Origin of the sequence: Micromonospora sp. CNB394, assembly GCF_000374985.1 — a bacterium.
Lineage (GTDB): Bacteria > Actinomycetota > Actinomycetes > Mycobacteriales > Micromonosporaceae > Micromonospora > Micromonospora marina.
Map to the genome: position 1 here is coordinate 239,891 of NZ_KB895825.1, position 25,117 is coordinate 265,007.

Here is a 25,117-nt window from a genome sequence, read left to right on the forward strand (position 1 = left end):
TGCGACTCCTCAGATCGGGCCGCCCCGGGCCAGGGCGGCCAGCGTCGGCACCAGGTCGGCGGGCGCGGGCATGGCGCGGACCCGGTCACGCATCAGCGCCGCGGCCCGCCGCCGGGGCCCGTCGCCGACCAGCTCGCCGACGAGGTCCCGCACCGTGGCGGTGGTGGCCTGCTCACCCGCGAGCCAGGTGCCGGCACCGGTGGCGGCCAGCCGTTCCGCGTTGAAGTGCTGGTCGCTGACCTGGGGCAGGACGAGCTGCGGCACGCCGTACGCGAGCGCGGTCATGGTGGTGCCGGCCCCGCCCTGCTGCACGAGCGCGGCGCAGGTGGGCAGCACCAGGCGTACCGCCAGCGGCCCGTCGGCCAGGCGGACCCGGGCCGGCAGCGGGCCCAGCCCCTCGTGCTGGCGCGGTTCGACCACCACGACGACCTCCACGTCGAGCCCGGCCACCGCGCGGATCACCCCGGCCAGGTCGAGCCGGTCGTGCAGCCCGGCGCCGGCCATCATGGTGCCCGCCGTGACGCAGACCCGGGGCCGGTCCGCCGGGTGGCGCAGCCAGTCCGGCACCACTGCGGGACCGTTGTACGGCACGAACCGCACCGGACGGCCGGGGCGCCGCATCGGCACCTGCATGGGCGGCGGCACCGGATCGAGCGTCAGGACGCCGTCCAGCGGCACGTCGGCGGCGCGGAGCCCGAACCGGGCGGCCAGCGGCCCGACCACCTCATCCGGGTCGAGGCGCAGCGTGGTCGAGGAGTCCGGCCCCCACAGGTTCAGCACGCCCGGCACGCCCAGCGCGGCGGCGGCTACCGGCGCGGCCAGGTTGAACGGCTCCCAGAGGACCAGGTCCGGCCGCCAGGACCGGCCGAAGGAGACCAGGTCGTCGAGGACGGCGTCGGCGAACCGGACCACCCCGCCGTCGGCGGTGATCGCCGGCTCGACGGTGCCGGCCGGCGCGGAACCGGCCAGCGGCGCCACCGCCCCGATCCGCCCGGCGAACGCCTCGGCGAAGTCGACGTCCGCACCCAGCGGTACGGCGGCGAGCCCGGCCGCGCTGATCGTGGCGGCCATCGACGGGTGACTGGCCACCCGTACCTCGTGACCGGCGGCCTGCAACGCCCAGCCGAGCGGGACCAGGCCGTAGAAATGCGACCGCCAGCCCCACGTCGACATCAGAATTCGCAGCGGCGCAGTCAAATCCCACCAATCCGCACGGCGAAACGGCAGCCCTGGAGAACCGATGCTAGGGGATCGGCACCGGTACGCGGAAGGTCGCGGACGCAAGCGGCGGATATTGACGCCGGGCTAACCGATGCTGGACTCTTGGTCGATGTCCGAGGTGGACCACGATCAGCCTCCCGGTGGCCCGGTGACGGTCAATTCCGGGCTCCGTTCCTATCCGTTCGAACCGTTCACCGGCGACCTTCCCGCCGAGCTGCTGGAGATGGTCGTCGCCGAGCCGGTCAGCCGGGTGCGGTTGCCCGACGGCCGGGCGGCCTGGCTCGTGCTCGGCTACGAGCACTGCTGCACCGTCCTGGCCGACCCCCGCTTCTCCCGGCTGCCGCCGGGCGCGACGGCGACACCGGACGGCGGCGGTCCCCGGGAGCTGAACATGGACGGCCCGGCGCACGCGGTGGTGCGGCGGGTGGCGGGCCGTGCGTTCACCGCCCGGCGCATCGGGACGTTCCGCCCCCGGGTGCAGCGGCTGGTGGACGAGCTGGTCGGCGCCCTGCTCGCCGGTCCGCGCCCGGCCGACGTGGTGGCCGGGCTGGTGGCGCCGCTGCCGGTGCTCGTGGTGTGCGACGTGCTCGGCGTCCCGGCCGCCGACCGGCAGCGGTTCTACGCCTGGATCGAGGGGCTGAACTCGGTCACCGCGTACGGCTCGGCCGCCGCCGCGACCGCGCAGGCCGAGTTGCGGGACTACCTGGCCGGCCAGCTGGCGCGCAAGCGGGCCGAGCCCGGCGACGACCTGCTCTCGGCCTGGGTCCGCGGCGGCGACGCGCACGAACTGGTCGACGCCGAGCTGGTCGAGCTGGCCATGGGGGTGCTGCTCGGCGGGCTGGAGATCAATTCGACGAGCGCGGGCCTGCGCGCGTTGTTCCAGCACCCGGAGCAACTGGCGAAGCTGCGCGCCGCGCCGGGCAAGCTCGCCGCGGCCACCGACGAGATCCTGCGCTACACGTCGGTGAGCGCCATGTTCCGGGTGCAGGTGGTCCGCGAGGACCTGGTCCTCGGCGGGGTCGGGATGCGGGCCGGCGACTGCGTGATGGCGATCCCGTGGGCCGGCAACCGCGACCCCCGCTTCTTCCCCGAGCCGAACGTCTTCGACATCGACCGCCGGTCCGGCGTGCCGCATCTGACCTTCGGGTTCGGCCCGCACTTCTGCCTCGGCACGGCGCTGGGCCGGATGCAGGTGGAGCTGTCGCTCGGTGCGCTGCTGACCCGGATGCCGGCGCTGTCGCCGGCGGTGCCGCTGGCGGAGATCCCGTGGCGGCACGACCGGATGAACGGCGGCATCGCCTCCTTCCCGGTCACCTGGTGACCGCCGGTCAGTAACTCTCCACCGCGTTCACCCGGTCCGGCCAGTACCGCTGGCCGGGTGCCGGGACGTAGTGCTCCCACCGGGGCTCGTTCCCGGCCGGGTGGTCGCCGAGCACGGTGATCCGCTGCCCGCGCCGCGGGCCGTCGTAGTCGTTCACGGCGTAGTGCTGGGTGACCCGGTTGTCCCAGACCGCGACGTCCCCGGTCCGCCAGCGGTAGCGGCAGGTGAACTGGGGACTCTCGGAGAAGGTGAACAGGTGCTCCAGCAGCGCGTCGCTCTCGTTGCGGGTCAACTGCGGGATGTGCGAGGTGAACAGCCGGTTGACGTACAGCGAGCGGCGCCCGGTCTCCGGGTGCACCCGGACCACCGGGTGTTCGGCGCGGCTGGTGAACTCGGTGCCGATCCGGATGACGTGGATGGCGGTCAGCCCGTCGAGCAGGTCCCGCATCGGCGCGGAGAGCGCCTCGTAGACCCGGTACTGGTTGGTCCACATGGTGTCGCCGCCGACCTCGGGCAGCTGGATCAGGTGCAGGATCGAGGCGATCGGCGGGCTCTGGTGGAACGTCATGTCGGTGTGCCAGACGTCGACCTTGCCGCCGTCGGCGGAGTCGATGACGACGATCTCCGGGTGTCCGTCCAGCCGGGGCAGGTACGGGTGCAGCTCCACCTCGCCGAAGCGCCGGCCGAACGCGACGTGCGCCTGCGGCGTCAGCCCGCTCTGGCCGGCGAGGAAGACCACCTGGTGCTTGAGCAACAGGTCGTGGATCAGCGCGAAGCCCTCGTCGGTGAGCGTGTTCAGGTCGATGCCGTGGACCTCGGCGCCCAGCGCGCCGGAGACGAGCCGGACCTCGGCCGCGATGGATGTGGTCATCGATGATCCCTCCGGTCTGCGCGCCTCGGCTGGCCCGCGAATTGTTCCACGGCCATGAATGTCCTCACCAGCCGTCGTCGTTGACTCACCCGCCGTACGCCTGGAAGCATGCGCACCGGCGGGGCGGCGGTGCCGGCCCGCGACGCGGGAGGAGGCGCCGGTGTCGATCGATGCCCCGATCGAGGGTGACGCAGGGGAGCGGCTCGACCGGCTCACCGATCTGGCCACCCCGTTCGCGGTCCGCACGGCGGTGACGCTGCGCGTGCCGGACCGGATCGCCGCGGGCGTCACCGGCCTGGGCGAGCTGGCCGGCGCCTGCGGCGCGGACGCCGCCGCGCTGGGCCGCCTGCTGCGCTACCTCGTGCACCGGGGCGTGTTCGTCGAGGTCTCGCCGGACGTGTTCGGCCTGACCGACGTCGGCGAGCTGCTCTGCGACCGCGGCGGCGGCGGGCACGGCGCCTACCTCGACCTCGCCGGTCTCGGTGCGCGGATGGACCTGGCCTGGACTGGTCTGCCGCACGCGATCCGCACCGGCGGGCCCGGCTACCGGGAGGTGCACGGGCGTGACTTCTGGGCCGACCTCGACGCCCACCCGGAGCATCGGGCCTACTTCGACGCGCTGATGCTCAGCCAGCAGCGGTTCACCGCGCCGGAGGTCGCGGCGCTCTACCCCTGGCCGGAGGTGGCGCACGTGGTCGACGTGGCCGGGGGAGCGGGCGGGCTGCTGCGGGAGGTGCTGGCCGCCCACCCGCACCTGCGGGGCACGCTCGTCGACCGTGACGAGCCGGTGGCCACCGCCGCTGCCACGTTCGCCGCGTGCGGCCTCGCCGGCCGGGCCGAGGCCGTGGTCGGGGACTTCTTCGCCCCGCTGCCGCCCGGCGCCGACGTGTACGTGGTCTCCCGCGCGCTCACCGACTGGAGCGACGCCCACGCCACCGCGATCCTGCGGCGCTGCGCCGAGGCGGCCGGGACCACCGGCCGGGTGCTCGTCGTCGAGGTGCTGCCGACGGTGCCGCACGTGCCGCACCTGTCCCCGTACGACCTGCGGATGCTGGTGCTCGTGGGTGGTCGCGAGCGTGGATTGCCCGAGTTCGCCGCGCTGGCCGCCGCCGCGGGTCTGGCGCCCCGGCGCACCTATCACGGCACCGACGGGCTGACGCTCATGGAGTTCGCCGCCGGCGCCTGAGCGAGGCGGGGCGAGTCGCACCTGTCCGGTGCCGTCCCGTGCGCCCGAACATTGACGCATATGTTTCGAGATGGCGGCCATGGGTCAACCGGCGGATTCCTCTGTGCATCGGTCAATGTGCTGGATAATGCTGTCACGACATTTGTGGCCACCCATCTTCATGCGCATTTATCAATGGTTGTTCGCGGGAGAGCCGACCGGTAACGTCTCGCGTGGCGGCTAGCCGATCCCTGGCGAAAGGGTCGACGCGTCATGACGGTTGCTGGCTCCACCCGATATCCGAGCTTCATCGACGACCTGGCCCGCAGCGAATCGGGGCGGCTGCTGCGCGCCGAACTCGGGCGGCGGTGGCCGGAGACGCCCGACCAGCTCGACGCGATCGTGCGCTACGCGCTGCTGCCGGCGGGCAAGATGCTCCGCCCGATGATGACGCTGCACGCCGCCGAGGCGGTGGGCGGATCGCCGGAGGACGTCCTCGCGGCCGCGCTCGGCACCGAGTACCTGCACGTCGCGACGCTCGTGCACGACGACATCATCGACGCCGACACGCTGCGCCGCGGCCGGCCCGCGGTCCCGGTCGCGTACGGCATCCCCGGCGCCATCGTGGCCGGCGACCACCTCATCTTCCACGCCTTCCGGGCCCTCGTGGAGGGCGGCCGGGCCGTACCCCCGGCGTCGGTCGTCGCCGCCGTCAGCGCGCTCGCCGAGGCAGGCCAGGACCTGTGCCGGGGGCAGGCGCTGGAGGCGCGCCTCGTCGGCGACCTGGACGCGGGCGCCCGCTGGTACCCGGAGATGATCCGGCTCAAGACCGGCTCGCTGTTCCGCGCCGTGTGCCACGTCGGCGCGCTGCTCGGCGGCGCCGACCCGCTGGTGTCCGCCGCGCTGGCCCGCTACGGCGAGCACGTCGGCACCGCGTTCCAGATCCGCGACGACCTGCTGTCCTACCTGTCCACCCCGGAGCAGACCGGCAAGCCCGCGAGCAGCGACCTCAACAACGGCCGTCCCACCCTGCCGCTGCTGCTGGCGTACGACGTGAGCAGCGACGCGGCCCGGGTGGAACTGCTGGCGGTGCTGCACCGCCGCGGCGCCGGCCCCGGCGACGTCGAACGGGTCACCGCCCTGCTCCGCGACGCGGGCGCGGTCGACGGCGCCCGGCGGCGGATGGTGGAGCACGCCGAGCGGGCCCGCGCCGAGCTGACAGTGCTCACCCCGTCCGCGAGCGCGGACGTGCTCACCGGCATCGCGGCCTGGATGACGAGCGAGATGGCGTGAACACGGCCGGGGCCGTGCGAGCACTGCGGGCCCACGTGGAGACCTGGCGGCCCTACACCCTCTGGTACGTCGGGCTGGTCGGCCTGGCCGGCGCCGCGGTGGCCGGTGGTCGGGATCCGTGGCTGCTGCTGTCGGCCTGGGCCGCGCCCACCGCCGGGTGGCTGGGTGGACACTATCTCGGCGACTACTTCGACCGGGACCTCGACGCCGGCAGCAAGCCGCACCGGCCGATCCCGTCCAGCCGGCTGGGCGCGGGCACGGCACTGTGGTGCGGCATCGCCTGCTTCGCCGCGCTCGGCGTCCTGGCCGTGGCCGGCGGCTGGGGCACCACCGTGGCGGCGCTGCTGGCCGGATGCGGCATCGTCGCGTACAGCAGGTGGTTCAAGGCCCGGGGGATCGCCGGCAACCTGGTCCGCGGCGCGCTGGGCGCGGTCGCGCTCGCCTACGGCGCGTTCGCCGCCGGCCTCGCGCCGGACCGGTCCTGGGCGGTGCCGGTGCTGCTCGCGCTCGTCGTCGCGTTCTGGTCGCACGACGCGATGTCCAACCTGGTCGGTGCGCTGCGCGACATCGACGGGGACCGGGCCGGCGGCTACCGCACGCTGCCCGTGGGGCGTGGTGTGCCGGTGGCCGTGCGGACCGTGGTGGCGCTCTACGCCGTCACGATCGGTGCCGCGGTGACCGCCGGGCTGCTGGCCGGGGCGGGCACGCGCGGGGCGTACCTGGGCACCGTGGTCGTCGTCCTGGTCACCGGCGTCGTCGCGCTGACCCCGCTGGTGGCGCGCCGCGACGGGATGCCCGTCCTGGTCGCGCTGCGCGCCCACTCGGTCCTGGTCGTCGAGCGGGTCGTGCTGGCCTCGGCGGCGGTCGGGCTCGGCCTCGGCGTCGCCGTGCAACTCGCGCTCGCGCTCCCGATGGTGCTGCTGACCTGGCTGGCCCAGCGCCGCATGCGCGTCCGGCACGAACTCGGCCCGCCGGTCGCGGGCCTGACCCTCGCCACCCGCAGTCGACTGCCGCTGGAGGACGCGCCATGACCGCTGTGACCGCCGAGACCGTCGGGAAGGCCCTCACCGCGGGCGCCGAGGCGCTGTTCCGCCGCCGCCGCCCCGACGGCGCCTTCGGCGACGACCCGCCCGCCTCGGTGCTCGGCACCGCCGGCGCGGTCGCCGCGCTGCACGCCGCCGACCCGTCCGGCTGCGCCGACCTGGTCGACGCCGGAACCGCCTGGCTGCGCCGCGCGCAGCACGACGACGGCGGCTGGGGCGGCGTCGTGGGCGCCGGCACCGCTGTGGTGCCCACCGCCGTGGCGGTCGCGGCGCTGGCCCTGACCGCGCCCGCCGACAGCGCGGGCGTGATCGCGGCGGGACGGGTCCGGCTGGCCGCCCTCGGCGGCGTCGACACGATCACCGATCCGGCCATCTCGCTGCTGTGCCGGCAACTGCTCACGATGGCCGGGATGACCGCCGAGGCCGGCCCGTTGCGCCGCCTGCCGCTGGAGATCGTCCTGTTCGACCGGGTACGCCGGCAGCGCCTGTCGTTCCGTACCGCACCGTTCGTCGGGCTGGCCCTGATGCAGGCCGACATGCTGCCGGCGGGCCGGCTGCGCCGGGCCACGCTGCGCCGGGCCCGCCCGGCGGCGGTACGGCTGCTGCGGTCCATCCACGACCACGAGGGCCGCACCGGAGCGCTGAGCGAGGATCCGTGGCCGGCCGCGCTCGTCCTGCTCGGCCTGGCCCGCAGCGGCGAGGCGCCCGACATCGCCCGCGCCGCCGTCGGCTGGCTGCGCCGGGCGGTACGCCCCGACGGCTCCTGGGACGCGGTCGCCAACCTCGACCTCACCCGGTCCGGGTACGCGGCGACCGGACTGATCGCGGCCGGCTACGCCGGTGATCCCCGGCTGCACGCCACCCGGGAGTTCCTCCACGCCGCCCGCAAGACGGAGGCGTTCGAGGTGCTGGCCGTGCCGCCGGGCGGGTGGAGCTATTCGAACGTCCGGGGCTGGCCGGTCACGCTGGAGTCCGCCGAGATCCTCTCCGCGCTCGCCGGATTCCCGGACGCCGGCACCGACCCGGTGCTGCGCCAGGGACTGGCGTGGCTCGCCGGCCGCCAGGACAGCCGCGGCTCGTGGAGCCTGTGGGTGCGCGACACCCGGCTCGCCAACGACGGCCCCTGTCCGGCCATCACCAGCCAGGCGATCCTCGCGTTGCACGACGCCGGGCACCCGGACGACCACCCGGCGATCGTCCGGGCGGCGGCCTGGCTGCTGACCCGGGCCGCGCCGGACGGCACGTTCGAGAACCTCTGGTACCGCGACCACACCTCCGGCACCGCTGTGGTGGTCGCCGCGCTGTCCCGGGTCGGGCACGCCCGGCACGAGGTGGTGCGCCGCGCCGCCCGGTGGCTGCGCGGCACCCAGCTGCCCGACGGCTCGTGGGGCCCGGGTGACGGCACCGGCGGCACTGTGGAGGAGACGTCCTGGGCGGTACAGGGCCTGCTCGCCACCGGCGATCCGGCCGCCGTCGGCGCGGTGGACCGGGGTGTCGCCTGGCTGGTGGCCGCCGCCGGACCGGACGGCGCCTGGCCCGCGGCCCGGGTGTGCAACTACATCCGCCACCACATGCGGTACCCGAACGCGGTGATCACCCAGGCGCTCGCGCTGCGGGCGCTCGGTGAGTACCGCGGGGCCGCCGCCACCCGATCCGGCACCGCGTCCGGGGCGGTGGCCCGATGACCGCCGACGTCGTGGTGGCCGGTGCCGGCGCCGGTGGCCTGGCCTGCGCCCACGCGCTCGGCGCGCTCGGCCTGCGGGTGCTCGTGCTCGACCGGCAGCGCGCCCCCGCGCCGATCGCCAAGGGCGAGATCCTCCAGCCCGAGACGGTACGCATCCTCGACTCCTGGGGCGTGCTGGACGCCCTGCGGGCCACCGGCGCGCGCCCGGTCGGGCGGCTGGCCATCCGCGACGCGTACGGCGAGCCGCTGCTCTGCCTGGACTACGCGGGCCTGCCCGGGGCGTACCGGCAGATCCTCTGCGCCGACTACGGCGACCTGCGCGCGGTGCTGGCCGACCGGCTGCCCGCCACGGTGGACCTCCGGCGGGGCGTGCGAGTGACGGGTGTCCGGCGCGACGGCGACGGCCGGGTCGGCGGCGTCCGGGTCGTCGCGGACGGTGCCGAGCGGGAGATCGCGGCGTCGCTGGTGGTCGCGGCCGACGGCATGTCCTCGCCGCTGCGCCGGGCGGCCGGGATCGCCGTGGAGCGCCGGGAGTACCCGCACGGCCTGGTCGCCTTCGACGTGGCGGAGGCCGCGGTGGCCGACGAGGTGTCCGCGTACCGCACCCCCCGGGGACTCTGCCTGGTCTACCCGCTGCCGGGCGGGCGGTGCCGCCTCTACGTGCAGGTCACACCGGACGAGTTCAGGGGCCGCGTGGACCTGGGGGCGTGGTGCGAACGGCTGCTCGCCGACGTCCCGGCGGTCCGCCCGCTGGGCCCGGCCGTGCGCGCGAGCCTGCACCGGCGCCAGCTGCTCGCGGTCTACCGGCTGCGCAGCGCTCGGCTGGCCGTACCGGGGCTCGCGCTCGTCGGCGAGGCCGCCCACGCGGTGCACCCGATGGCCGCGCAGGGCGTCAACAGCTCACTCGGTGACGCCGAGACGCTCGCCGCCTGCCTGGCCGCCGAGGGCGGCACACCGGAACCGGTGGCTGTGGACCGGGCGCTGCGGGCCTTCGAGGCGGCGCGGCGGCCCCGGCTGGACCACGTCGCCACCGTCAGCCACAACGCCTCCCGCATGATCACCGCCGTGTCCGGGCTGCCGAAGCTGCTCGGCGCGCGGATGATGCGCCGCACCGCCGCCAACCCCCGGCTGCTCGGGCTCACCGCCGGGAACCTCTCCGGCACCGACGTCCGGCCGCTGTCCGCCGTCGACCGGCTCTACCAACTGGGGTTGCTGGCCGACCGGCACGCGCACACCCCGGCCCCACCGGTCCCGTCGGAAAGTGAGCGATGATGACGCCTGCCACCGCCGTCGGGACGCAACCCCCGGCTGACCTGTCCATGAACGAGACGCCCTACCCGCCGCTGCCGGGGATCCGGCGGGCGGTCGAGGACGCCGCCGCGACGCTCCAGCGCTATCCGGACCGCACGTCGGCGGCGCTGGTGGCCGCGCTGTCGGCGCGGCTCGGCGTGGGCCCCGAGGCGATCCTCGTCGGCCCCGGCTCGGCCGGGCTGTGCCAGCACCTCCTGCAGTCCCTCGGGCCGCGCCCGGACGTCGTCCACCCGGCCCTGTCCTTCGAGGGCTATCCGCTGGTCATCGGCAACGCCGGTGCCCGCCCGGTGCCGGTCCCGATGCGCGGGTACGACCACGACCTGCCGGCGATGGCGGACGCGGTCACCGACCGGACCCGGTGCGTGCTGCTGTGCAACCCCAACAACCCGACCGGTACGGCGCTGCGCCGCGACGGCGTCGAGGCGTTCCTGGACCGCGTCCCGGCCGACGTCCCGGTGATCGTGGACGAGGCGTACCGCGAGTTCGTCACCGATCCGCGCTCACCGGACGGGATGGACCTGTACCGGGCGCACGGCAACGTCTGTGTGCTGCGCACCTTCTCCAAGGCGTACGGGCTGGCCGCGTTGCGCGTCGGGTACGCCGTGGTGCCGCCCCGGCTCACCCGGGCCGCCGCGCTCACCGGGGCGGTGTTCTTCCCCGGTGCGCTCGCCCAGGCGGCCGCGGTGGCGAGTCTGACGCCGGAGGTGGGCGCCGAGCTGACCCGGCGGTGCACGGACCTGGTGGCGGCGCGTACCGGCCTGATCGGCGCGCTGCGCGGCCTCGGGCTCACCGTGGCGCCCAGCGAGGCCAACTTCGTGTGGCTACCGCTGGGGGAGCGGGCCGTGCCGTTCGCCGAGCGGGCCCGGGAGGCGGGCATCCTGGTGATGGCGCTACCCGGCGCCGGGGTCCGGATCACCGTCGGCTCCCCGGAGGCGAACGAGCGGCTGTGCGCGTTCGTGCGCGCCGCGCTCGCCGACGGGCTCTGACCGGCCCACCGGCTCCAGCGCGACCACGCTCAGGTAGCCCAGGCCGGGCTCGTAGTCGGCCGCCACCACCGGCCGGGGCCGCGCCGCGTCCGCGGCGAGGCGGTCCAGCAGCGCCCACCAGAGACCTGTCGACGGCTGCCGCTGCGGACCGGTCGTCACCGCGTCGCCGCCGGGACCGGGCCACGCCGCCGCGAGGTCCGCGCCGAGCACGACCGCGGCATCGCCGCGTCCGGTCGTCAGCTCCCGCACCTCGGCCGCCGCGAGCGCGGCGACGTCGTCCGCACGGACGCCCGCGTGCTGGCGCAGCGCCGTCACCCGTGCGCCGGTGCCGGTGCCGGTGCCGGTGCCGTAGAGCATGGCGACGGCCCGGTGGCGGGCCGGTACGGGCACCACCGCGTCGTACGGCAGGACCGCCTGCTCGACGGTGACCAGCAGGGCGCGGCGGCACCCGTATCCGCGGGCGATCCGCAGCCCGGTGAACGCCGCAGCCGATCCCTGGTCGCAGAGCGCGAACGACATCGGCCCTCCGGGGCAGACGTGACTGAGATACGCCGCCGTGGCCCGCCCTGGCAACATGTCGTGCACGGCGAATGTCAGCACCAGCAGGTCCACCGGCTCGTCCGGCGGCACGACGACCGGGATCAGCTCGGCGGCCATCTCCCCGTACGACTGCCCGAGCGTCCCCGGCGGCGCGTCGAACAGGCCGTCGGGGATCCGCAGCCCGTACGGCCGGGTCAGGTCCGCCAGGTAGCCGGCGGTGCGTTCGCGCAGCACGGGATCGCCGAGCAGCGCGGCCGGGCCGGTGACCGTGCGCCGCGCGGCCCGCAGCAGGTGCAGCCCGTCGTCCATGGTGGCCTCCCGTCCGCCGGTCAGTGCTCGAACACCATGGCGGCGAACGTCGCTCCGTCCCCGGCGCCCACCGCCGCGACCAGGTACCGGTCACCCGGCCGGAGCAGGCCGCGCTCCCGTGCGGTGCGGTAGTTCACGAACGCGTCGGCGCAGAACACGTGGCCGGTCCCGGTGACGTTGTCCAGCAGCACCCGCTCCAGCGGCAGCCCGATCAGCCGGCACAGCCGCTTCCAGGTGATCAGGTTGACGTTGTGCGGCAGCACCAGCCGCAGCTCGGACAGCGTCGTGCCGGCCCGGTCCAGCGCGCGGCCGATCACCTCGGCCAGCGCCGGCCGGTACACCCGCTGGAACCGCGCCGGAGACTCGCCGCCTGCGACGTCGAACTCGCCCCGCTGGTGGCAGGCGTACGCGAGCAGCCGGTCCCGGCCGCCACCGGCGCTGAGCAGGCAGGCCGACGAGCCCTCGCTGAACACCGACGTCTCCGGGATGAACTGGGCGTCGCGGGTGAACGCCTTCTCCCCGGTGAGCACCAGCGCGAGCGGCGGGCCGTCGGGCGTGTCCGGTTCGGCCGCGAGCAGCCGTCCGGCCACGTCGATCGCGGCCAGGGCGCTCGCGCAGGACTGCTGGGTGAGCGTGAACGCGAGCGCGTGGCCCAGCCCGAGCGTGCGGCACACCTCGTGCAGCGGGTTGACCGGATAGGGGGTGACCACCGGGAACGCCCGCCCGTACACCACGAACCGGACCCGCCGCCGTAGCGCGGGAAGCGCGGTGAGTCCGGCCGCCGCGCGCAGCAGCAGGTCGGTCAGGGACAGCGCGGGGTCGCGGCGGACCTCGGTCAGGCCGTGGAAGCGGCGGAACAGGCGGACCTGCATGTCGCTCAGGCCCAGCGGCGCGGCCAGGCTCTCGACCGGTACCCGGCGCTGCGGCAGGAACACCGAGACGGCGTCGATCGCCGTCATACGCGTACCGTCACGCCACGGATCAGATCAGTGACGCCGGTGGATGTCAACGCGTGTGCGATCATATCGACGTGGCTCGCTTCCTGTTCGTCGTGCTGCCGGTGGAGTCCCATCTGCACGCCCCGGTCGCCATCGCCCAGGAACTGGAGGCGGCCGGGCACGAGGTGGCCTGGGTCGGGCCGCGCAGCGACCTGCGCCCGCTCGTCGGCCCCGATGCCACCCTGTTCCCGACCGGCAAGCGCTACTACCGCCCCGACGGCGCGTCCGGGCCGGCCTCGGTGCGCAGCCTCTGGGAGGGGCACGTGCTGCCCGCGAACCGGTTCATCCGCGACGCCGCCGACGCGGCGGTCGAGCGGTACGGGCCGGACGTGGTGGTGGCCGACCAGTACGCGCTGGCCGGCGCGCTCGCCGCGCACCGCCGCGGGCTGCCGTGGGCGACGTTCTGCGTCGGCATGCTGGAGCTGACGCCGCCGGTCGAGCAGATGCCCGACTTCACCGACTGGGTGCGCGCCCAGGTCCGCCGGGTGTGGGCGATGACCGGCGTACCAGTGGACGAGACGATCGACCTGCGCTTCTCGCCGTACCTCGTGCTCGGGCTGACCACGACGGCGCTGACCGGCCCGGCGCCGCTGCCGCCGGGCTGCGTGCTCACCGGGCCCGCACTGGGACGGCGGCCGAACGCACCGGCGTTCGCCTGGCAGGAATGGGATCCCGGCCGCCGGCACGTGCTGGTCACCGTCGGGACGATGGCCGAGCACCTCGCGGCCGACTTCTACCGGCGGATGACGGCGGCGACCGCGCCGCTCGCGGACCGGGTCCAGGTGATCCTCACCGCCGGCGCCGGCCTGGTGCCCGACCCGCCGCCGCACGTGCTGGTCGCGCCGCGGGTGCCGGTGCTGGAGCTGATGCCCCGGCTGGACGCGCTGGTGTCCCACGGCGGGCTGGGCACGGTCTCCGAGGCGCTGGCCCACGGCGTGCCGGTGGTGGTCGCGCCGATCCGGCACGACCATCCGGCGGTGGCACGTCAGGTGCGTCGGGCCGGCGCCGGTCTGGAGGTCTCCTTCGCGTCGGCGACCCCGGCGGAGCTGACCGCGGCGCTGAGCGCGGTGCTCGACGAACCCGCGTACCGGGCGGGAGCGCGCCGGGTCGGGGAGTCGTTCGTCGCGGCCGGCGGCGCCCGCGCGGCGGCGGCGCGCCTCGCCGCCTTGGCGCGGACGGCTTCCGGCGGCTGACGCATCGACCGTTGTCCAGCCGTCGGGGCCGAACTAGCCTGACCTGACGCATCCGCGCAGGCGTCGTGCCGCACGAGGAGGCTCGATGATCGAGGCCACCGGCCTACGCAAGTCCTTCCGGGTCGGGCGCGGGCGCGGCGCCACCACAGTCGACGCGGTACGCGGCGTCGACTTCGCGGTGCGGCGCGGCGAGATCGTCGGGTTCCTCGGCCCGAACGGTGCGGGCAAGTCCACCACGCTGCGGATGCTCGCCACGCTGATCCGGCCCAGCGGGGGAGCGGCCACCATCGCCGGTGTCGACCTGCTGCGCGCGCCCGCGCAGGTCCGGCGGCGGATCGGTTTCGTGGCGCAGGCCAGCGGCACCTACGACGACTCCACCGCCCGGCGGGATCTGGTGCTCCAGGCCCGGATGCACGGGCTGTCCAAGTCGGTGGCGCAGGAGCTGGCCGCCGGTGCGATCCGCGCGTTCCAGCTCGACGACTTCGCCGACCGCAAGATCAAGACGTACTCGGGCGGGCAGCGCCGCCGCCTCGACGTGGCACTCGGCGTCATCCACTCACCGCAGGTCATGTTCCTGGACGAGCCCACAGCCGGGCTCGACCCGCCCAGTCGGGTCCGGATGTGGCAGGAGGTACGGCGGCTGCGCGAGGCGGGCATGACCATCTTCCTCACCACGCACTACCTGGACGAGGCCGACAGCCTCTGCGACCGGGTCTCGATCATCGACGTCGGACGGATCGTGGCCGAAGGCACCCCGTCGGCGCTCAAACGGGAGATCTCCGGTGACGTGGTCGCCGTCGACTTCGCCGCCGAGGTCGCGGGCGAGACCGGCGGCGACCTGCCGGCCGCGACGAAGCTGCTGGCCGAGGCGCCGTACGTGCACGCGGCCGAGCCGGTCGACGGCACGCTGCGGCTCTACGTGGACAGCGCCGCCACCGCCATCCCGCAGATCATGCGCGCGCTCTACGACAGGGGCATCGAGCCCGGCGCGATCGAGGCCCGCCGGCCCAGCCTCGACGACGTGTTCCTGACCAAGACCGGCCGGTCGCTCGCCGAGTGACCGGACGCGAGAGGAGTACGGCGTGAAACTCGTCCGCGACACCTGGCTGATCTTCCAGCAGGAGGCGGGCCTGATGGTGCGCAACCCGGTGATGGTGGCGTTCAGCCTGGCCCAGCCGATCACCTACCTGATCCTGTTCGCGCCGTTCCTCAAGGTGGTGATGGTCGACCGGGGCGCCTCGTCGTACGCCGACGCGTACCGCATCTACGTGCCCGGCCTGTTCGTGGCGATGGGCCTGTTCGGCGGCCTGTTCGCCGGTTACGGCCTGCTCAGCGCGCTGCGCGCGGGCATCATCGACAGGTGCCGGGTGACGCCGGTGAGCCGGACCGGCCTGCTGCTGGGCCGGGCGCTGATGCACGTGTGCCTCAACGTGGTCCAGGCGGTGGTGGTCACCGTGGTGGCACTGCCGTTCGGCCTGCGGGTGCACCTGGCGAACCTGCTGGTGTCGTACGCGCTGCTGTCGGTGATGGTGCTGCTCAGCACCTCGATCTCGTACGACATCGCGTTGCTGGTGCGCAACGAGAACAGTCTCGGCGTGCTGGTGAACACCGTCGGCCAGCCGGTGTCGCTGCTCGCCGGCGTGCTCATCCCGCTCGTGCTGGCACCGATGTGGATCCAGCGGGTCGCGGTCTGGAACCCGTTCGCCTGGGCCACCGACGGCATGCGGGCGCTGTTCGCCGGCCAGATCACCCAGAACGTGGTGTGGCAGGGCGCGCTCATCATGTCCGGGCTGGCCGCCGCCAGCCTGTTCTGGTCGTCGCACCTGTTCAACCGCGATGTCTCCTGACCGTGTGTACATCGACCATTGTCTGCGCGTGGCGGGCGCTCTAGCCTGATCGTGTCCCCGCTCGGCGGCCGGTACGGGGCGCGGCCGTGACGCGTGTCAGCTGAGGAGGCGAGGAGTTGGGTGCCGACAACCTCCGGGCGGCGCTGGCGGCCGACATGGAGCTGGGCGCGGGCAACGTGCTGCTCCGGCTGGCCGAGCACGGCGCCGACATGGAGACCCCCCGCGTGACGTTCGACGCCGACGTCGACGGCATCCCCGCCTGGACGCCGCTGTCGCTGGCGACGCTCACCGACCGGGTCGCGGCCCGGGCTGCCTGGTTCCGGGCACGGGGCGTGCGCCGGGCCGACCCGGTCGCGGTGTACGTGACCTCCGCGCCCGACGTGTTCCTCAACTTTCTGGCGCTGACCTGGCTCGGCGCGATCCCGGCGCTGATGAACGGCAACATGCCGATCCCGCTGGCCGCGGAGTTCGTCAGGCGGTTGCGCGGGGCCGGGGTGCTGGTCGACGCCGACCACGCCGCCCTTGCCGAGCACGACCTCGGCGTGGAGATCCTCGGTGACGCGGCGCAGACCGGTACCGGCGACCCGGCGCAGGCGCCGCCGCACCACCGGCACCACCCCGAGGAACCGGTGGTCGTCACCCACTCCTCGGGCACCACGCGGGTGCCGGCCGCGATCGTCCACTCGCACCACGGACTGTTCGCCGCGATCCGCGCGGTCCGGCTCACCGAGTCCCGGCCGTACGGCGAGGTGCGGGAGATGTCCGCGCTGCCGGCCGCGCACGCCGCCGGCATCATCACGCTCAACCAGGCGCTCTGCAACGGCTACCAGCTGCTCTGCCTGTCCGCGCAGGGCGGCCCGTTCGAGCGCAGCGCCGAGACGATCCTCTCCGCGATCGAGCGGTGGCGTCCCACCGGCGTCTTCGGGTTCGCGGTGACCTGGTCCGAGCTGGCCCGGGTCGACCTCACCACCCGTGACCTCAGCTCGGTGCGCAACTGGTTCAACACCGGTGACTGTGCGCACGAGGCGCACGTACGCCGGCTGGTCGCGGTCGGCAGCCACCCCGCGTACACCCGCGACGGCATGGTCGACGTCCCCGGCTCCAAGTTCGTCGACATGCTCGGCTCCACCGAGATGGGCCACGGCGCGTTCCGGATCACCCACCGGCTCGGCAGCGACCGCTACGACCGTTGCGTCGGTAAGCCGTACCCGTTCGCCGAGATCGCGCTGCTCGACGTGGACACCGGTGCGGAGGTGCCGCCGGGGCAGGTGGGGCACGTCGGCCTGAAGTCGCCGACGCTGGCGCTCGGCTACTGGAACGACTCGGTCACCACCTACCGGACCCGGCTGGGCGGCTACTACCTGACCGGTGACCTGATGTACCGGGACGCGGCCGGTGACTACCACCACGTCGACCGGGCCGGCGACGCGGTCCACCTGGGCGGCGGCACCTGGCTCTACACCGCGCTGTCCGAGGAGCGCATCCTCAGGCACTGTCCGGACGTCCGCGACTGCACGGTCCTCGCGGCGGCGGGGGAGGACGGCACGACAGTCACCGACGTGCTGCTCCTGCTCGCCGCCGACGCCGATCCGGCGCACGACCGTACCGGCCGGGTCCGGGCCGCGCTGGGCCCGGCGGTGTCCGCGACGCTGCGCCGGGTGGTGACGGTCCCCGACGACGACGTGGTCATGGGGCCCACCGGGAAGGTACGCAAGTTCCTGATGCGACAGCGGCTCCTGGCCGACGCCGGAGCGCCCGGCGCGGGCTGACCGGAGGAGGCGGATGGCGCAACCGGGTGTACGACGGTTACGGCACCGACGTCACCCGGTTCGGCCTGTGGTCCAACTACAGCACCGCGCGTCCGAACGGCAACGGCAACAACTTCGGCATCACGCTCTACCGGAACGGCAACAGCAACACACCGACGGCGAGCTGTTCCGCCGCCTGAGCCCCTTTTCGGGGCGGGGGTGCCGCGCCAGGCGCGGCACCCCCGTCTCGCGCGCCCGGCTGACTATGTGACTGCCGACACACCGGGGCGAAAACTTGATTCATTCCAGAAGAGCGGGCTAGGGTCGTCGCATGACGGCCGACTTCGAGACGCAGCTCCGGGCGGTCTCGTTGCGGGTGACCCGGCCTCGCCTGGCGGTGCTGGCCGCGCTGCGCGACCACCCGCACGTCGACACCGACACGGTGATCGCCCTGGTCCGCGCCGAGCAGCCCACCGTGTCCCACCAGGCGGTCTACGATGTGCTCCGGGCACTCACCGACGCCGGGCTGATCCGGCGCATCCAGCCGGCCGGCGCCACGGCCCGCTACGAGTCGCGGGTGGGAGACAACCACCACCACGTCGTGTGCCGTTCCTGCGGCGCCATAGCCGACGTCGAGTGCGCCGTCGGCCGCGCCCCCTGTCTCACCGCCTCGGACGACCACGGCTTCGTGGTGGACGAGGCGGAGGTCGTCTACTGGGGCACCTGCCCCGGCTGCGCGGCCGACCCCACCGCCCAGTGATCCGCCAGTTCGGAAGGAAGCAGATGAGCGACACCCAGGACAACCGGCCCGTCAGCCCGCAGGGCGTGGACGCCAAGGAGGCGGCCGGCTGCCCGGTCGCGCACGACTCCGTGACCGCGCACGGCAGCGAGAGCGAGAACCCGGCGATCGACTCGCCGACCCCGAAGACCGGCGGTCGTCCGCGCAGCAACCGCGACTGGTGGCCCAACCAGCTCGACCTGTCGGTGCTGCACGCCCACTCCTCCAAGGGCAACCCGCTGGGCCCGGAGTTCAGCTACGCCAAGGAGTTCGCCAAGCTCGACGTGGAGGCGCTGAAGCGGGACATCACCGAGGTGCTCACCACCTCGCAGGACTGGTGGCCGGCCGACTTCGGCCACTACGGCGGCCTGATGATCCGGATGAGCTGGCACGCCGCGGGCACCTACCGCATCGAGGACGGTCGCGGTGGCGCCGGCGACGGCGGGCAGCGGTTCGCGCCGCTGAACAGCTGGCCGGACAACGCCAACCTGGACAAGGCCCGCCGGCTGCTCTGGCCGGTGAAGCAGAAGTACGGCCAGAAGATCTCCTGGGCCGACCTGCTGGTGCTCGCCGGCAACGTGGCGCTGGAGTCGATGGGCTTCAAGACCTTCGGCTTCGGCTTCGGCCGCGAGGACGTCTGGGAGCCGGAGGAGATCTTCTGGGGCCCCGAGGACACCTGGCTCGGCGACGAGCGCTACGCCTCCGAGAAGGACATGGTGGCCGGCGTCGGCGCGACCGAGATGGGTCTGATCTACGTCAACCCGGAGGGCCCGCGCGGCAACGCCGACCCGCTCGCGGCGGCGCACTTCATCCGCGAGACGTTCCGCCGGATGGCGATGAACGACGAGGAGACCGTCGCGCTGATCGCCGGTGGTCACACCTTCGGCAAGACCCACGGCGCCGGCCCCGCCGACCAGCACGTCGGCCCCGAGCCGGAGGCCGCGCCGCTGGAGTCGCAGGGCCTGGGCTGGCTGAGCACGTACGGCGAGGGCAAGGGCGGCGACACGATCACCAGCGGTCTCGAGGTGACCTGGACCGACCGCCCGACGCAGTGGAGCAACCGGTTCTTCGAGATCCTCTTCGGCTACGAGTGGGAGCTGACCACCAGCCCCGGTGGCGCCAAGCAGTGGGTCGCCAAGGACGCCGAGGCGATCATCCCGGACGCCCACGACCCGTCGAAGAAGCACAAGCCGACGATGCTCACGACCGACCTGTCGCTGCGCGTCGACCCGGCGTACGAGAAGATCTCCCGCCGCTTCCTGGAGAACCCGGACGAGTTCGCGCTGGCGTTCGCCAAGGCCTGGTACAAGCTGCTGCACCGTGACATGGGCCCGGTCAGCCGCTTCCTCGGCCCGTGGGTGCCGGAGGCCCAGCTCTGGCAGGACCCGGTGCCGGCCGTCGCGCACGACCTGGTGAACGACGCCGACGTCGCCGCGCTCAAGGCGAAGGTGCTGGAGTCCGGCCTCACCACCGCCCAGCTGGTCTCCACCGCCTGGGCCTCGGCCGCGAGCTACCGCTCCACCGACAAGCGCGGTGGCGCCAACGGCGCGCGGATCCGGCTGGAGCCGCAGCGCAACTGGGAGGTCAACCAGCCGGAGCAGCTCGCCACCGTGCTGTCCACCCTGGAGGGCATCCAGCAGGAGTTCAACGCCGCGGGCGGCGCCCAGATCTCGCTCGCCGACCTGATCGTGCTGGCCGGCTCGGCCGCGGTCGAGCAGGCGGCGCGGGACGCCGGCGTCGAGGTGACTGTGCCGTTCCACCCGGGTCGTACCGACGCCACCCAGGAGCAGACCGACGTCGAGTCGTTCCGGGGGATGGAGCCGCGCGCCGACGGGTTCCGCAACTACCTGCGGCCGGGCGAGAAGACCCAGCCGGAGGTGCTGCTCGTCGACCGCGCGTACATGCTGAACCTGACCGCGCCGGAGATGACCGTCCTGGTCGGCGGTCTGCGCGCGCTCGGCAACAACGCCGGCGGCGCCGTGCACGGCGTGCTCACCGACCGGCCCGGCGTGCTCACCAACGACTTCTTCGTCAACCTGCTCTCCCCGGGCACCCGGTGGAAGGCGGCGGAGTCCGAGGAGCACGTGTACGAGATCCGGGACCTGGCGACCGACCAGGTGAAGTGGACCGCCACCGCGGTCGACCTCATCTTCGGCTCCAACTCGCAGCTGCGGGCGCTGGCCGAGGTCTACGCCAGCGACGACGCGCGGGAGAAGTTCGTCCGCGACTTCGTCGCCGCCTGGACGAAGGTCATGGAGCTGGACCGCTTCGACCTGGCCTGATCCGCCGTGTCCGGGCGAGCCCCGGTCCGTCGCGCCGCGACGGACCGGGGCTCGCCCCGTTCGCGGAACCGGGCGCGTCCGGTCAGCCGTGCAGCGTACGGCTGGGTGGGACGCCGAACACCGACCGGTAGTGGGCGGTGAACCTGCTGTGGCTCAGGAAGCCCACCGGCTGGCGATCCGGCGGTCGTGACTCAGCCGCCGGCCGCCCGCTCCGGCCCGGAACCCGCCGCGCCACGCTTTCGGCGGTCACTGGCCGCCGGGGTTGCCCTCCCAGTGCCCGCCGACCGCCGGGGTGTCGGCGCGGATCGCGGTGTGGTTGCCGTCGAGGTCGTTCTCGAGCACCCGGCAGTTCAGGCAGCTGCCGCGCTCGGTGATCCAGATGCCGTCGGTCTGCGTGCCGGAGCCGCTGTCCCGGATCAGGTTCCCGCGCACGGTGACCGAGTCGCAGGTGGCGTTCAGCGTGACACCGGCCCGGTGCTCCGGGGACGCCGGCAGTTCGTACGGCGTGCCGGGCGGCGGGGTGTCGGCGCTCCAGGCGCCGGAGACGCCCGGCCGGTTCGGGGCGAGCACGAGCGTGGTCGCGTCGTTGCTGGCGACCACCGCGAAGCGCCGGCCGACCCGCAGGACCTTGCCCCGGTGCCCGTCCTGGGGCCAGTCGGCGCGCTGGTCGACGAGGGTGTCCCCGGTGTAGCGCACCGACTCGCCACCGCCGGTGGCGGCCGGGGCGCACTGCCGGCCGTTGTTCCGGATCCGGTTGTTGATGATCACGGCGTCCCGTAGCGGGCGGTCGGAGCGGATCCCGTCCAGGCTGTTGCCCCAGATGTCGTTGCTCTCGATGACGATCTCCTCGGCGATGGCGCGGTTGCCCTCCCCGAGATCCTGGTGGTGGTAGCCGAAGCGGCCGTTGCCGGTGATCCGGTTGCCCCGCACCGTGTAGGGGCCCGGAGTGTTGCCGATGTTCACCCCGTCGCGCAGGTTGCCGTCGATCAGACAGTCGGTGAGCAGGCCGCCCCGCCCGGGGATGCCCGTGGTGCCCTTCGCCGACACCTGGAAGCCGGCCTCCAGGTTGCCGACCATGGTGCACCCGGTGACGATGAGCCCGTCCGCGCCCCAGTCGGAGATGCCGAACCGGTTGCCCTCGGCGTGGCAACCGATGATCCGGATACCCCGGGGCTGTGGCCGGTCCGTGTACTGCATCTCGACGAAGATCCCGTTCGTGGCGTTGCCGACGGCCGTGCAGTCAGTGATGGTCAGCCGCTCGACCGGCCCCCACCCGCCGATGCCGATGCCGATACCGGCGCCGCCCATCTCCAGGCCGTCGTCCATCCGGCCGCACCCCAGCACGCGTACGCCATCGATCACGGTGTCCTGGAGGAAGTCGCAGCCGAACCCCGTCGCGGCGGTGTGGTGGATGAACAGGTTGCGGAACGTCCCGCCGATCACGTACTGCAACCCCAGGCCCTTGGCCAGCGGGTTGTATTCCGCCGACGCGACGCCAGAGCCGTCGATCTCGAAGTCGGCGAACGTGCAGTGGGCGAGATGCCGGTCCGGGCTCGCCCCGTGCTGCTCGGCCGTGTGGAACGCAAGCGGGACCGGTTGCGCCCGGTTGCCCTCGTTGCTCAGCACGAACCGGGTCACGCCCACCCCGGCGCCGACCAGCGACACCCCGCAGCGCCAGACGGTGGCGGCGTCGCGGATGGCGTACACGCCGGGCGGGCAGTAGATCACGCGGGCCCGGCCGTCGGCGTCGTACGCGTCGCCGAGCCGGTCGACGAGCGCGGCGAGCGCCGGCTGATCGTTCGTCACCCCGTCACCGAGCAGGCCGTGGTGCCGGGCGTCGCACCGCAGCGGCGCGCCGGCCACGGCGTACCGGCGGACACCGGGCGCGGTCACGGCATCTCCCTCCGGCCGGCCGCCCCGCGCGAGCACGGCGCGCGCCGGCCGCCGCGTGAGCGGGATCTAACCCACACGGTACGTGGAAGCGGTCTCCGGCAGGTCCGGATCGGTGGAGCGCCCGGTTCGCAAACGTTGGAAAATCTGCTCGGAAGTTGCGGTCGTCCTGCTAGGCGGGTCACTGCGTCCCGAGCATTGGGAATCACACCAGCGCCCGAGCGCCCGGTCCAGCGTGGATCACCACTGCTTGAAGGGATTTCGAGGCCACTCGTGTTGCCTGCTGGTTTCGAAAACTTTGCCGCAAGCTCTTGCAAAGAATTTCATGGATGGCGCATCGTGTTCGCTACCCGGGACGGCCGCCCCACCCCGCTCACCCTTTCGAACCCACGGAAGAGGTCCCCCGACCATGCCATCCACCAGACCACACCCCCGTGGCCGCGCCGGTCGCCTGCTGCTCGCCGCCGCGCTCGTCGCGGCCGGCGGCACAGTGGCCGTCGCCGCCGCCCCCGCCGCCGCCCCCGCCCGCGCCGCCGTCACGCTCAACGACAGCGAGGTGACCGCCAACCTCTGGGAATGGAACTGGACCTCGGTCGCCGCCGCCTGCACCGATCACCTCGGACCGGCCGGCTACGGCGCGGTGCAGGTGGCACCGCCGCAGGAGTCGGTGAAGCTGCCCGCCGGCGCCGACGGCGCGTACCCCTGGTACGAGGTGTACCAGCCGGTGTCGTACAAGCTGGACAGCCGGTTCGGCAACCGCCAGCAGTTCGCCGCCATGGTCACCGCGTGCCACGACGCCGGTGTCCGCGTCTACGTCGACGCGGTGGTCAACCACATGGCCGGCACCAACAACCCGGCCGGCACGCGCGGCTACGCCGGCACCGAGTTCTCCGGCTACAGCTACCCGGCCGTACCGTACGGCGCCGGTGACTTCCACCGCCCCGGCGACAACTGCCCGACCGGCGGCGCGATCAGCGACTGGAACAACGAGGCCCAGGTGACCAGCTGTGAGCTGCTGTCGCTGTCCGACCTCTACACCGAGAAGGAAGCGGTCCGGAACAAGATTGCGGCGTACCTCAACGACCTGATCGGGCTCGGCGTCGACGGCTTCCGGGTCGACGCAGTCAAGCACATCCGCAAGGACGACTTCGCGGCCATCCTCAGCAAGCTGAACGACACCGTCGCCGAGGGCCGGCGGCCGTACGTCGCGCAGGAGATCTTCGACGGGGCCAGCAACCCGGCGTTGCAGGCCCGCGCGTTCATCGGCAACGGCGACGTGCTCGACTTCGCGTACGCCAAGGGCATCCGCTCGGCGTTCCAGGGCTCCGTCTCGGCGCTGGCGAACGTGCCGAACTGGAACCTCGACGCGCCGAGCGCCAACGTCTTCGCCATGGTCACCAACCACGACCTGGAGCGCGACGGTGTGGTGCTGTCGTACAAGAACGGCACCGACTACGTACTGGCCAACTACTTCGCGCTGGCCTACCCGCACGGCAAGCCGTCGGTCTACGACAGCTTCACCTGGGCCGACCGCAACCAGTCCCCGCCGCACGACGGCACCGGACGCGTCACCGACACGGTCTGCGGCGCCGCCTGGAACTGCCTGACCCGCACCACGGGTGTCAAGGGCATGGTCGGCTGGGCCAACGCCGCCCGCCCGGTGAAGACAGTCTCGGACTTCACCACGGTGAACAGCAACGTGATCGGCTTCCACCGGGGCGACCGGGCGTGGATCGGCATCAACGACTCCGGCTCCGCCACCACCGCCACCTTCACCACCGGGCTCGCCGACGGCCGGTACTGCGACGTCATCTCCGGCCTCGCCACCGGCAGCGGCTGCACCGGCGGCACGGTGACCGTGTCCGGCGGCCGGGCCACGGTGACCGTCCCGGCCAACGACGCGGTCGCGATCCACGTGAACGCCCGGCCGGGCGCGAGCCCGTCCCCGTCGGCCTCCCCGACCGCGTCCCCGTCGACCTCGCCGACCGCCTCCCCGACCGCGTCGCCCACCGTCAGCCCGGGTGACCGGATCGCCACCACGTTCACCGTCGCCGCGAACGTGGCCGCCGGGCAGGACGTCTACGTCGTCGGCAGCATCCCCGAGCTGGGCTCGTGGACGCCCGCGAACGGCGTCAAGCTCGCCGCGCAGGGCGGCGGCACCTACCGCGCCACCGTCAGCCTGCCCCGGTCCACCGCGGTGGAGTACAAGTTCGTCAAGCTGACCGCCGCCGGCGCCGTCACCTGGGAGTCCGGCGCGAACCGGACGCTCAGCACCCCGGCCGGCGGTACGTACGCGGTGACCGAGACGTTCCGCGGCGACACCGTCAGCACGACTGTGGCCACCACGTTCTCCGCCACCGCGACCACCGTCTACGGGCAGAACGTGTTCGTGGTCGGCAACATCCCGGCGCTCGGCGGCTGGAACCCGGCCGCCGCCGTCGCCCTCTCGTCCGCCGCCTACCCGGTCTGGCGGGCCACCGTCGACCTGCCCGCGAACACCGCTGTCGAGTACAAGTACGTCAAGAAGAACCCGGACGGTTCGGTGACCTGGGAATCAGGCGCCAACCGGACGCTCACCACGCCGGGCGGCGGCACCCGCGCCGTCACCGACACCTGGCGCTGACGATCGTGCGGCCC

Annotated in this window: 20 protein-coding genes; 15 read left to right on the forward strand and 5 right to left on the reverse strand. The window is 73.7% G+C overall.

Annotated features, from left to right (window positions below; all coding sequences use genetic code 11):
* Nucleotides 1-9 precede the first annotated feature (9 nt).
* Nucleotides 10-1,173, reverse strand: coding sequence for a nucleotide disphospho-sugar-binding domain-containing protein (locus tag C569_RS0100945; RefSeq protein WP_018783944.1), 1,164 nt, complete (start codon nucleotides 1,171-1,173; stop codon nucleotides 10-12).
* A 157-nt stretch (nucleotides 1,174-1,330) separates the two neighbouring features.
* On the opposite strand from C569_RS0100945, the gene C569_RS0100950 reads away from it, so the two are divergent.
* Entirely contained in the window at nucleotides 1,331-2,542 is a 1,212-nt protein-coding gene (locus tag C569_RS0100950; RefSeq protein ID WP_018783945.1) for a cytochrome P450, read from the forward strand.
* 7 nt (nucleotides 2,543-2,549) lie between these two features.
* Here the strand turns inward: C569_RS0100950 and C569_RS0100955 are convergent, their stop codons facing one another.
* A complete protein-coding gene (locus C569_RS0100955; RefSeq protein ID WP_018783946.1) occupies nucleotides 2,550-3,413 on the reverse strand; it encodes a TauD/TfdA family dioxygenase in 864 nt (287 codons plus the stop codon).
* A gap of 160 nt (nucleotides 3,414-3,573) precedes the next feature.
* Here C569_RS0100955 and C569_RS0100960 point away from each other — a divergent pair, with 160 nt between their 5' ends.
* The 6 genes from C569_RS0100960 (at nucleotide 3,574) to C569_RS0100985 (ending at nucleotide 10,895) form a co-directional block, all read left to right on the forward strand.
* Nucleotides 3,574-4,599, forward strand: coding sequence for a methyltransferase (locus tag C569_RS0100960; RefSeq protein WP_018783947.1), 1,026 nt, complete (start codon nucleotides 3,574-3,576; stop codon nucleotides 4,597-4,599).
* 252 nt (nucleotides 4,600-4,851) lie between these two features.
* Nucleotides 4,852-5,871 (forward strand): polyprenyl synthetase family protein, encoded by a 1,020-nt coding sequence (locus C569_RS0100965; RefSeq protein WP_018783948.1) that lies wholly within the window; start codon nucleotides 4,852-4,854, stop codon nucleotides 5,869-5,871.
* Nucleotides 5,872-5,885: 14 nt separating this feature from the next.
* Entirely contained in the window at nucleotides 5,886-6,902 is a 1,017-nt protein-coding gene (locus C569_RS0100970; RefSeq protein WP_231394679.1) for a UbiA family prenyltransferase, read from the forward strand.
* Complete coding sequence (locus C569_RS0100975) at nucleotides 6,899-8,599, forward strand: prenyltransferase/squalene oxidase repeat-containing protein (RefSeq protein WP_018783950.1); 1,701 nt, start codon at nucleotides 6,899-6,901, stop codon at nucleotides 8,597-8,599. The genes C569_RS0100970 and C569_RS0100975 overlap by 4 nt, the downstream gene beginning before the upstream one ends.
* Nucleotides 8,596-9,870: an NAD(P)/FAD-dependent oxidoreductase gene (locus C569_RS0100980; protein WP_018783951.1), complete on the forward strand. Its 1,275-nt coding sequence runs from the start codon at nucleotides 8,596-8,598 to the stop codon at nucleotides 9,868-9,870. The genes C569_RS0100975 and C569_RS0100980 overlap by 4 nt, the downstream gene beginning before the upstream one ends.
* On the forward strand, nucleotides 9,870-10,895 hold the full coding sequence (locus C569_RS0100985; protein WP_231394680.1) for an aminotransferase class I/II-fold pyridoxal phosphate-dependent enzyme: 1,026 nt from the start codon (nucleotides 9,870-9,872) through the stop codon (nucleotides 10,893-10,895). Before C569_RS0100980 ends, C569_RS0100985 begins: the two co-directional genes overlap by 1 nt.
* On the opposite strand, the gene C569_RS29595 is transcribed toward C569_RS0100985, so the two are convergent.
* Nucleotides 10,800-11,744 (reverse strand): hypothetical protein, encoded by a 945-nt coding sequence (locus C569_RS29595; protein WP_018783953.1) that lies wholly within the window; start codon nucleotides 11,742-11,744, stop codon nucleotides 10,800-10,802. The genes C569_RS0100985 and C569_RS29595 overlap by 96 nt on opposite strands.
* Before the next feature lie 20 nt (nucleotides 11,745-11,764).
* Nucleotides 11,765-12,703, reverse strand: a complete 939-nt coding sequence (locus C569_RS0100995; RefSeq protein WP_018783954.1) for a 3-oxoacyl-[acyl-carrier-protein] synthase III C-terminal domain-containing protein — start codon at nucleotides 12,701-12,703, stop codon at nucleotides 11,765-11,767.
* Between the two features lie 71 nt (nucleotides 12,704-12,774).
* Here C569_RS0100995 and C569_RS0101000 point away from each other — a divergent pair, with 71 nt between their 5' ends.
* The 7 genes from C569_RS0101000 (at nucleotide 12,775) to katG (ending at nucleotide 20,590) form a co-directional block, all read left to right on the forward strand.
* Nucleotides 12,775-13,935, forward strand: coding sequence for a glycosyltransferase (locus tag C569_RS0101000; protein ID WP_018783955.1), 1,161 nt, complete (start codon nucleotides 12,775-12,777; stop codon nucleotides 13,933-13,935).
* Between the two features lie 85 nt (nucleotides 13,936-14,020).
* The gene (locus C569_RS0101005; protein WP_018783956.1) at nucleotides 14,021-14,995 is read left to right on the forward strand and encodes a daunorubicin resistance protein DrrA family ABC transporter ATP-binding protein; all 975 of its coding nucleotides are present in this window, start codon (nucleotides 14,021-14,023) and stop codon (nucleotides 14,993-14,995) included.
* A 22-nt stretch (nucleotides 14,996-15,017) separates the two neighbouring features.
* Nucleotides 15,018-15,782 (forward strand): ABC transporter permease, encoded by a 765-nt coding sequence (locus C569_RS0101010; protein ID WP_018783957.1) that lies wholly within the window; start codon nucleotides 15,018-15,020, stop codon nucleotides 15,780-15,782.
* Nucleotides 15,783-15,898: 116 nt separating this feature from the next.
* A complete protein-coding gene (locus C569_RS0101015; protein ID WP_018783958.1) occupies nucleotides 15,899-17,551 on the forward strand; it encodes a class I adenylate-forming enzyme family protein in 1,653 nt (550 codons plus the stop codon).
* Nucleotides 17,552-17,577: 26 nt separating this feature from the next.
* Complete coding sequence (locus C569_RS32930; protein WP_018783959.1) at nucleotides 17,578-17,730, forward strand: hypothetical protein; 153 nt, start codon at nucleotides 17,578-17,580, stop codon at nucleotides 17,728-17,730.
* Between the two features lie 131 nt (nucleotides 17,731-17,861).
* A complete protein-coding gene (locus C569_RS0101025; protein WP_018783960.1) occupies nucleotides 17,862-18,290 on the forward strand; it encodes a Fur family transcriptional regulator in 429 nt (142 codons plus the stop codon).
* Between the two features lie 23 nt (nucleotides 18,291-18,313).
* Nucleotides 18,314-20,590: a catalase/peroxidase HPI gene (gene katG, locus C569_RS0101030; RefSeq protein ID WP_018783961.1), complete on the forward strand. Its 2,277-nt coding sequence runs from the start codon at nucleotides 18,314-18,316 to the stop codon at nucleotides 20,588-20,590.
* 246 nt (nucleotides 20,591-20,836) lie between these two features.
* Here the strand turns inward: katG and C569_RS0101035 are convergent, their stop codons facing one another.
* Nucleotides 20,837-22,483, reverse strand: a complete 1,647-nt coding sequence (locus C569_RS0101035) for a right-handed parallel beta-helix repeat-containing protein (RefSeq protein WP_018783962.1) — start codon at nucleotides 22,481-22,483, stop codon at nucleotides 20,837-20,839.
* Nucleotides 22,484-22,889: 406 nt separating this feature from the next.
* Between C569_RS0101035 and C569_RS0101040 the strand changes: the two genes are divergently transcribed.
* On the forward strand, nucleotides 22,890-25,103 hold the full coding sequence (locus C569_RS0101040; protein WP_018783963.1) for a carbohydrate-binding module family 20 domain-containing protein: 2,214 nt from the start codon (nucleotides 22,890-22,892) through the stop codon (nucleotides 25,101-25,103).
* The last annotated feature ends 14 nt before the right edge of the window (nucleotides 25,104-25,117 follow it).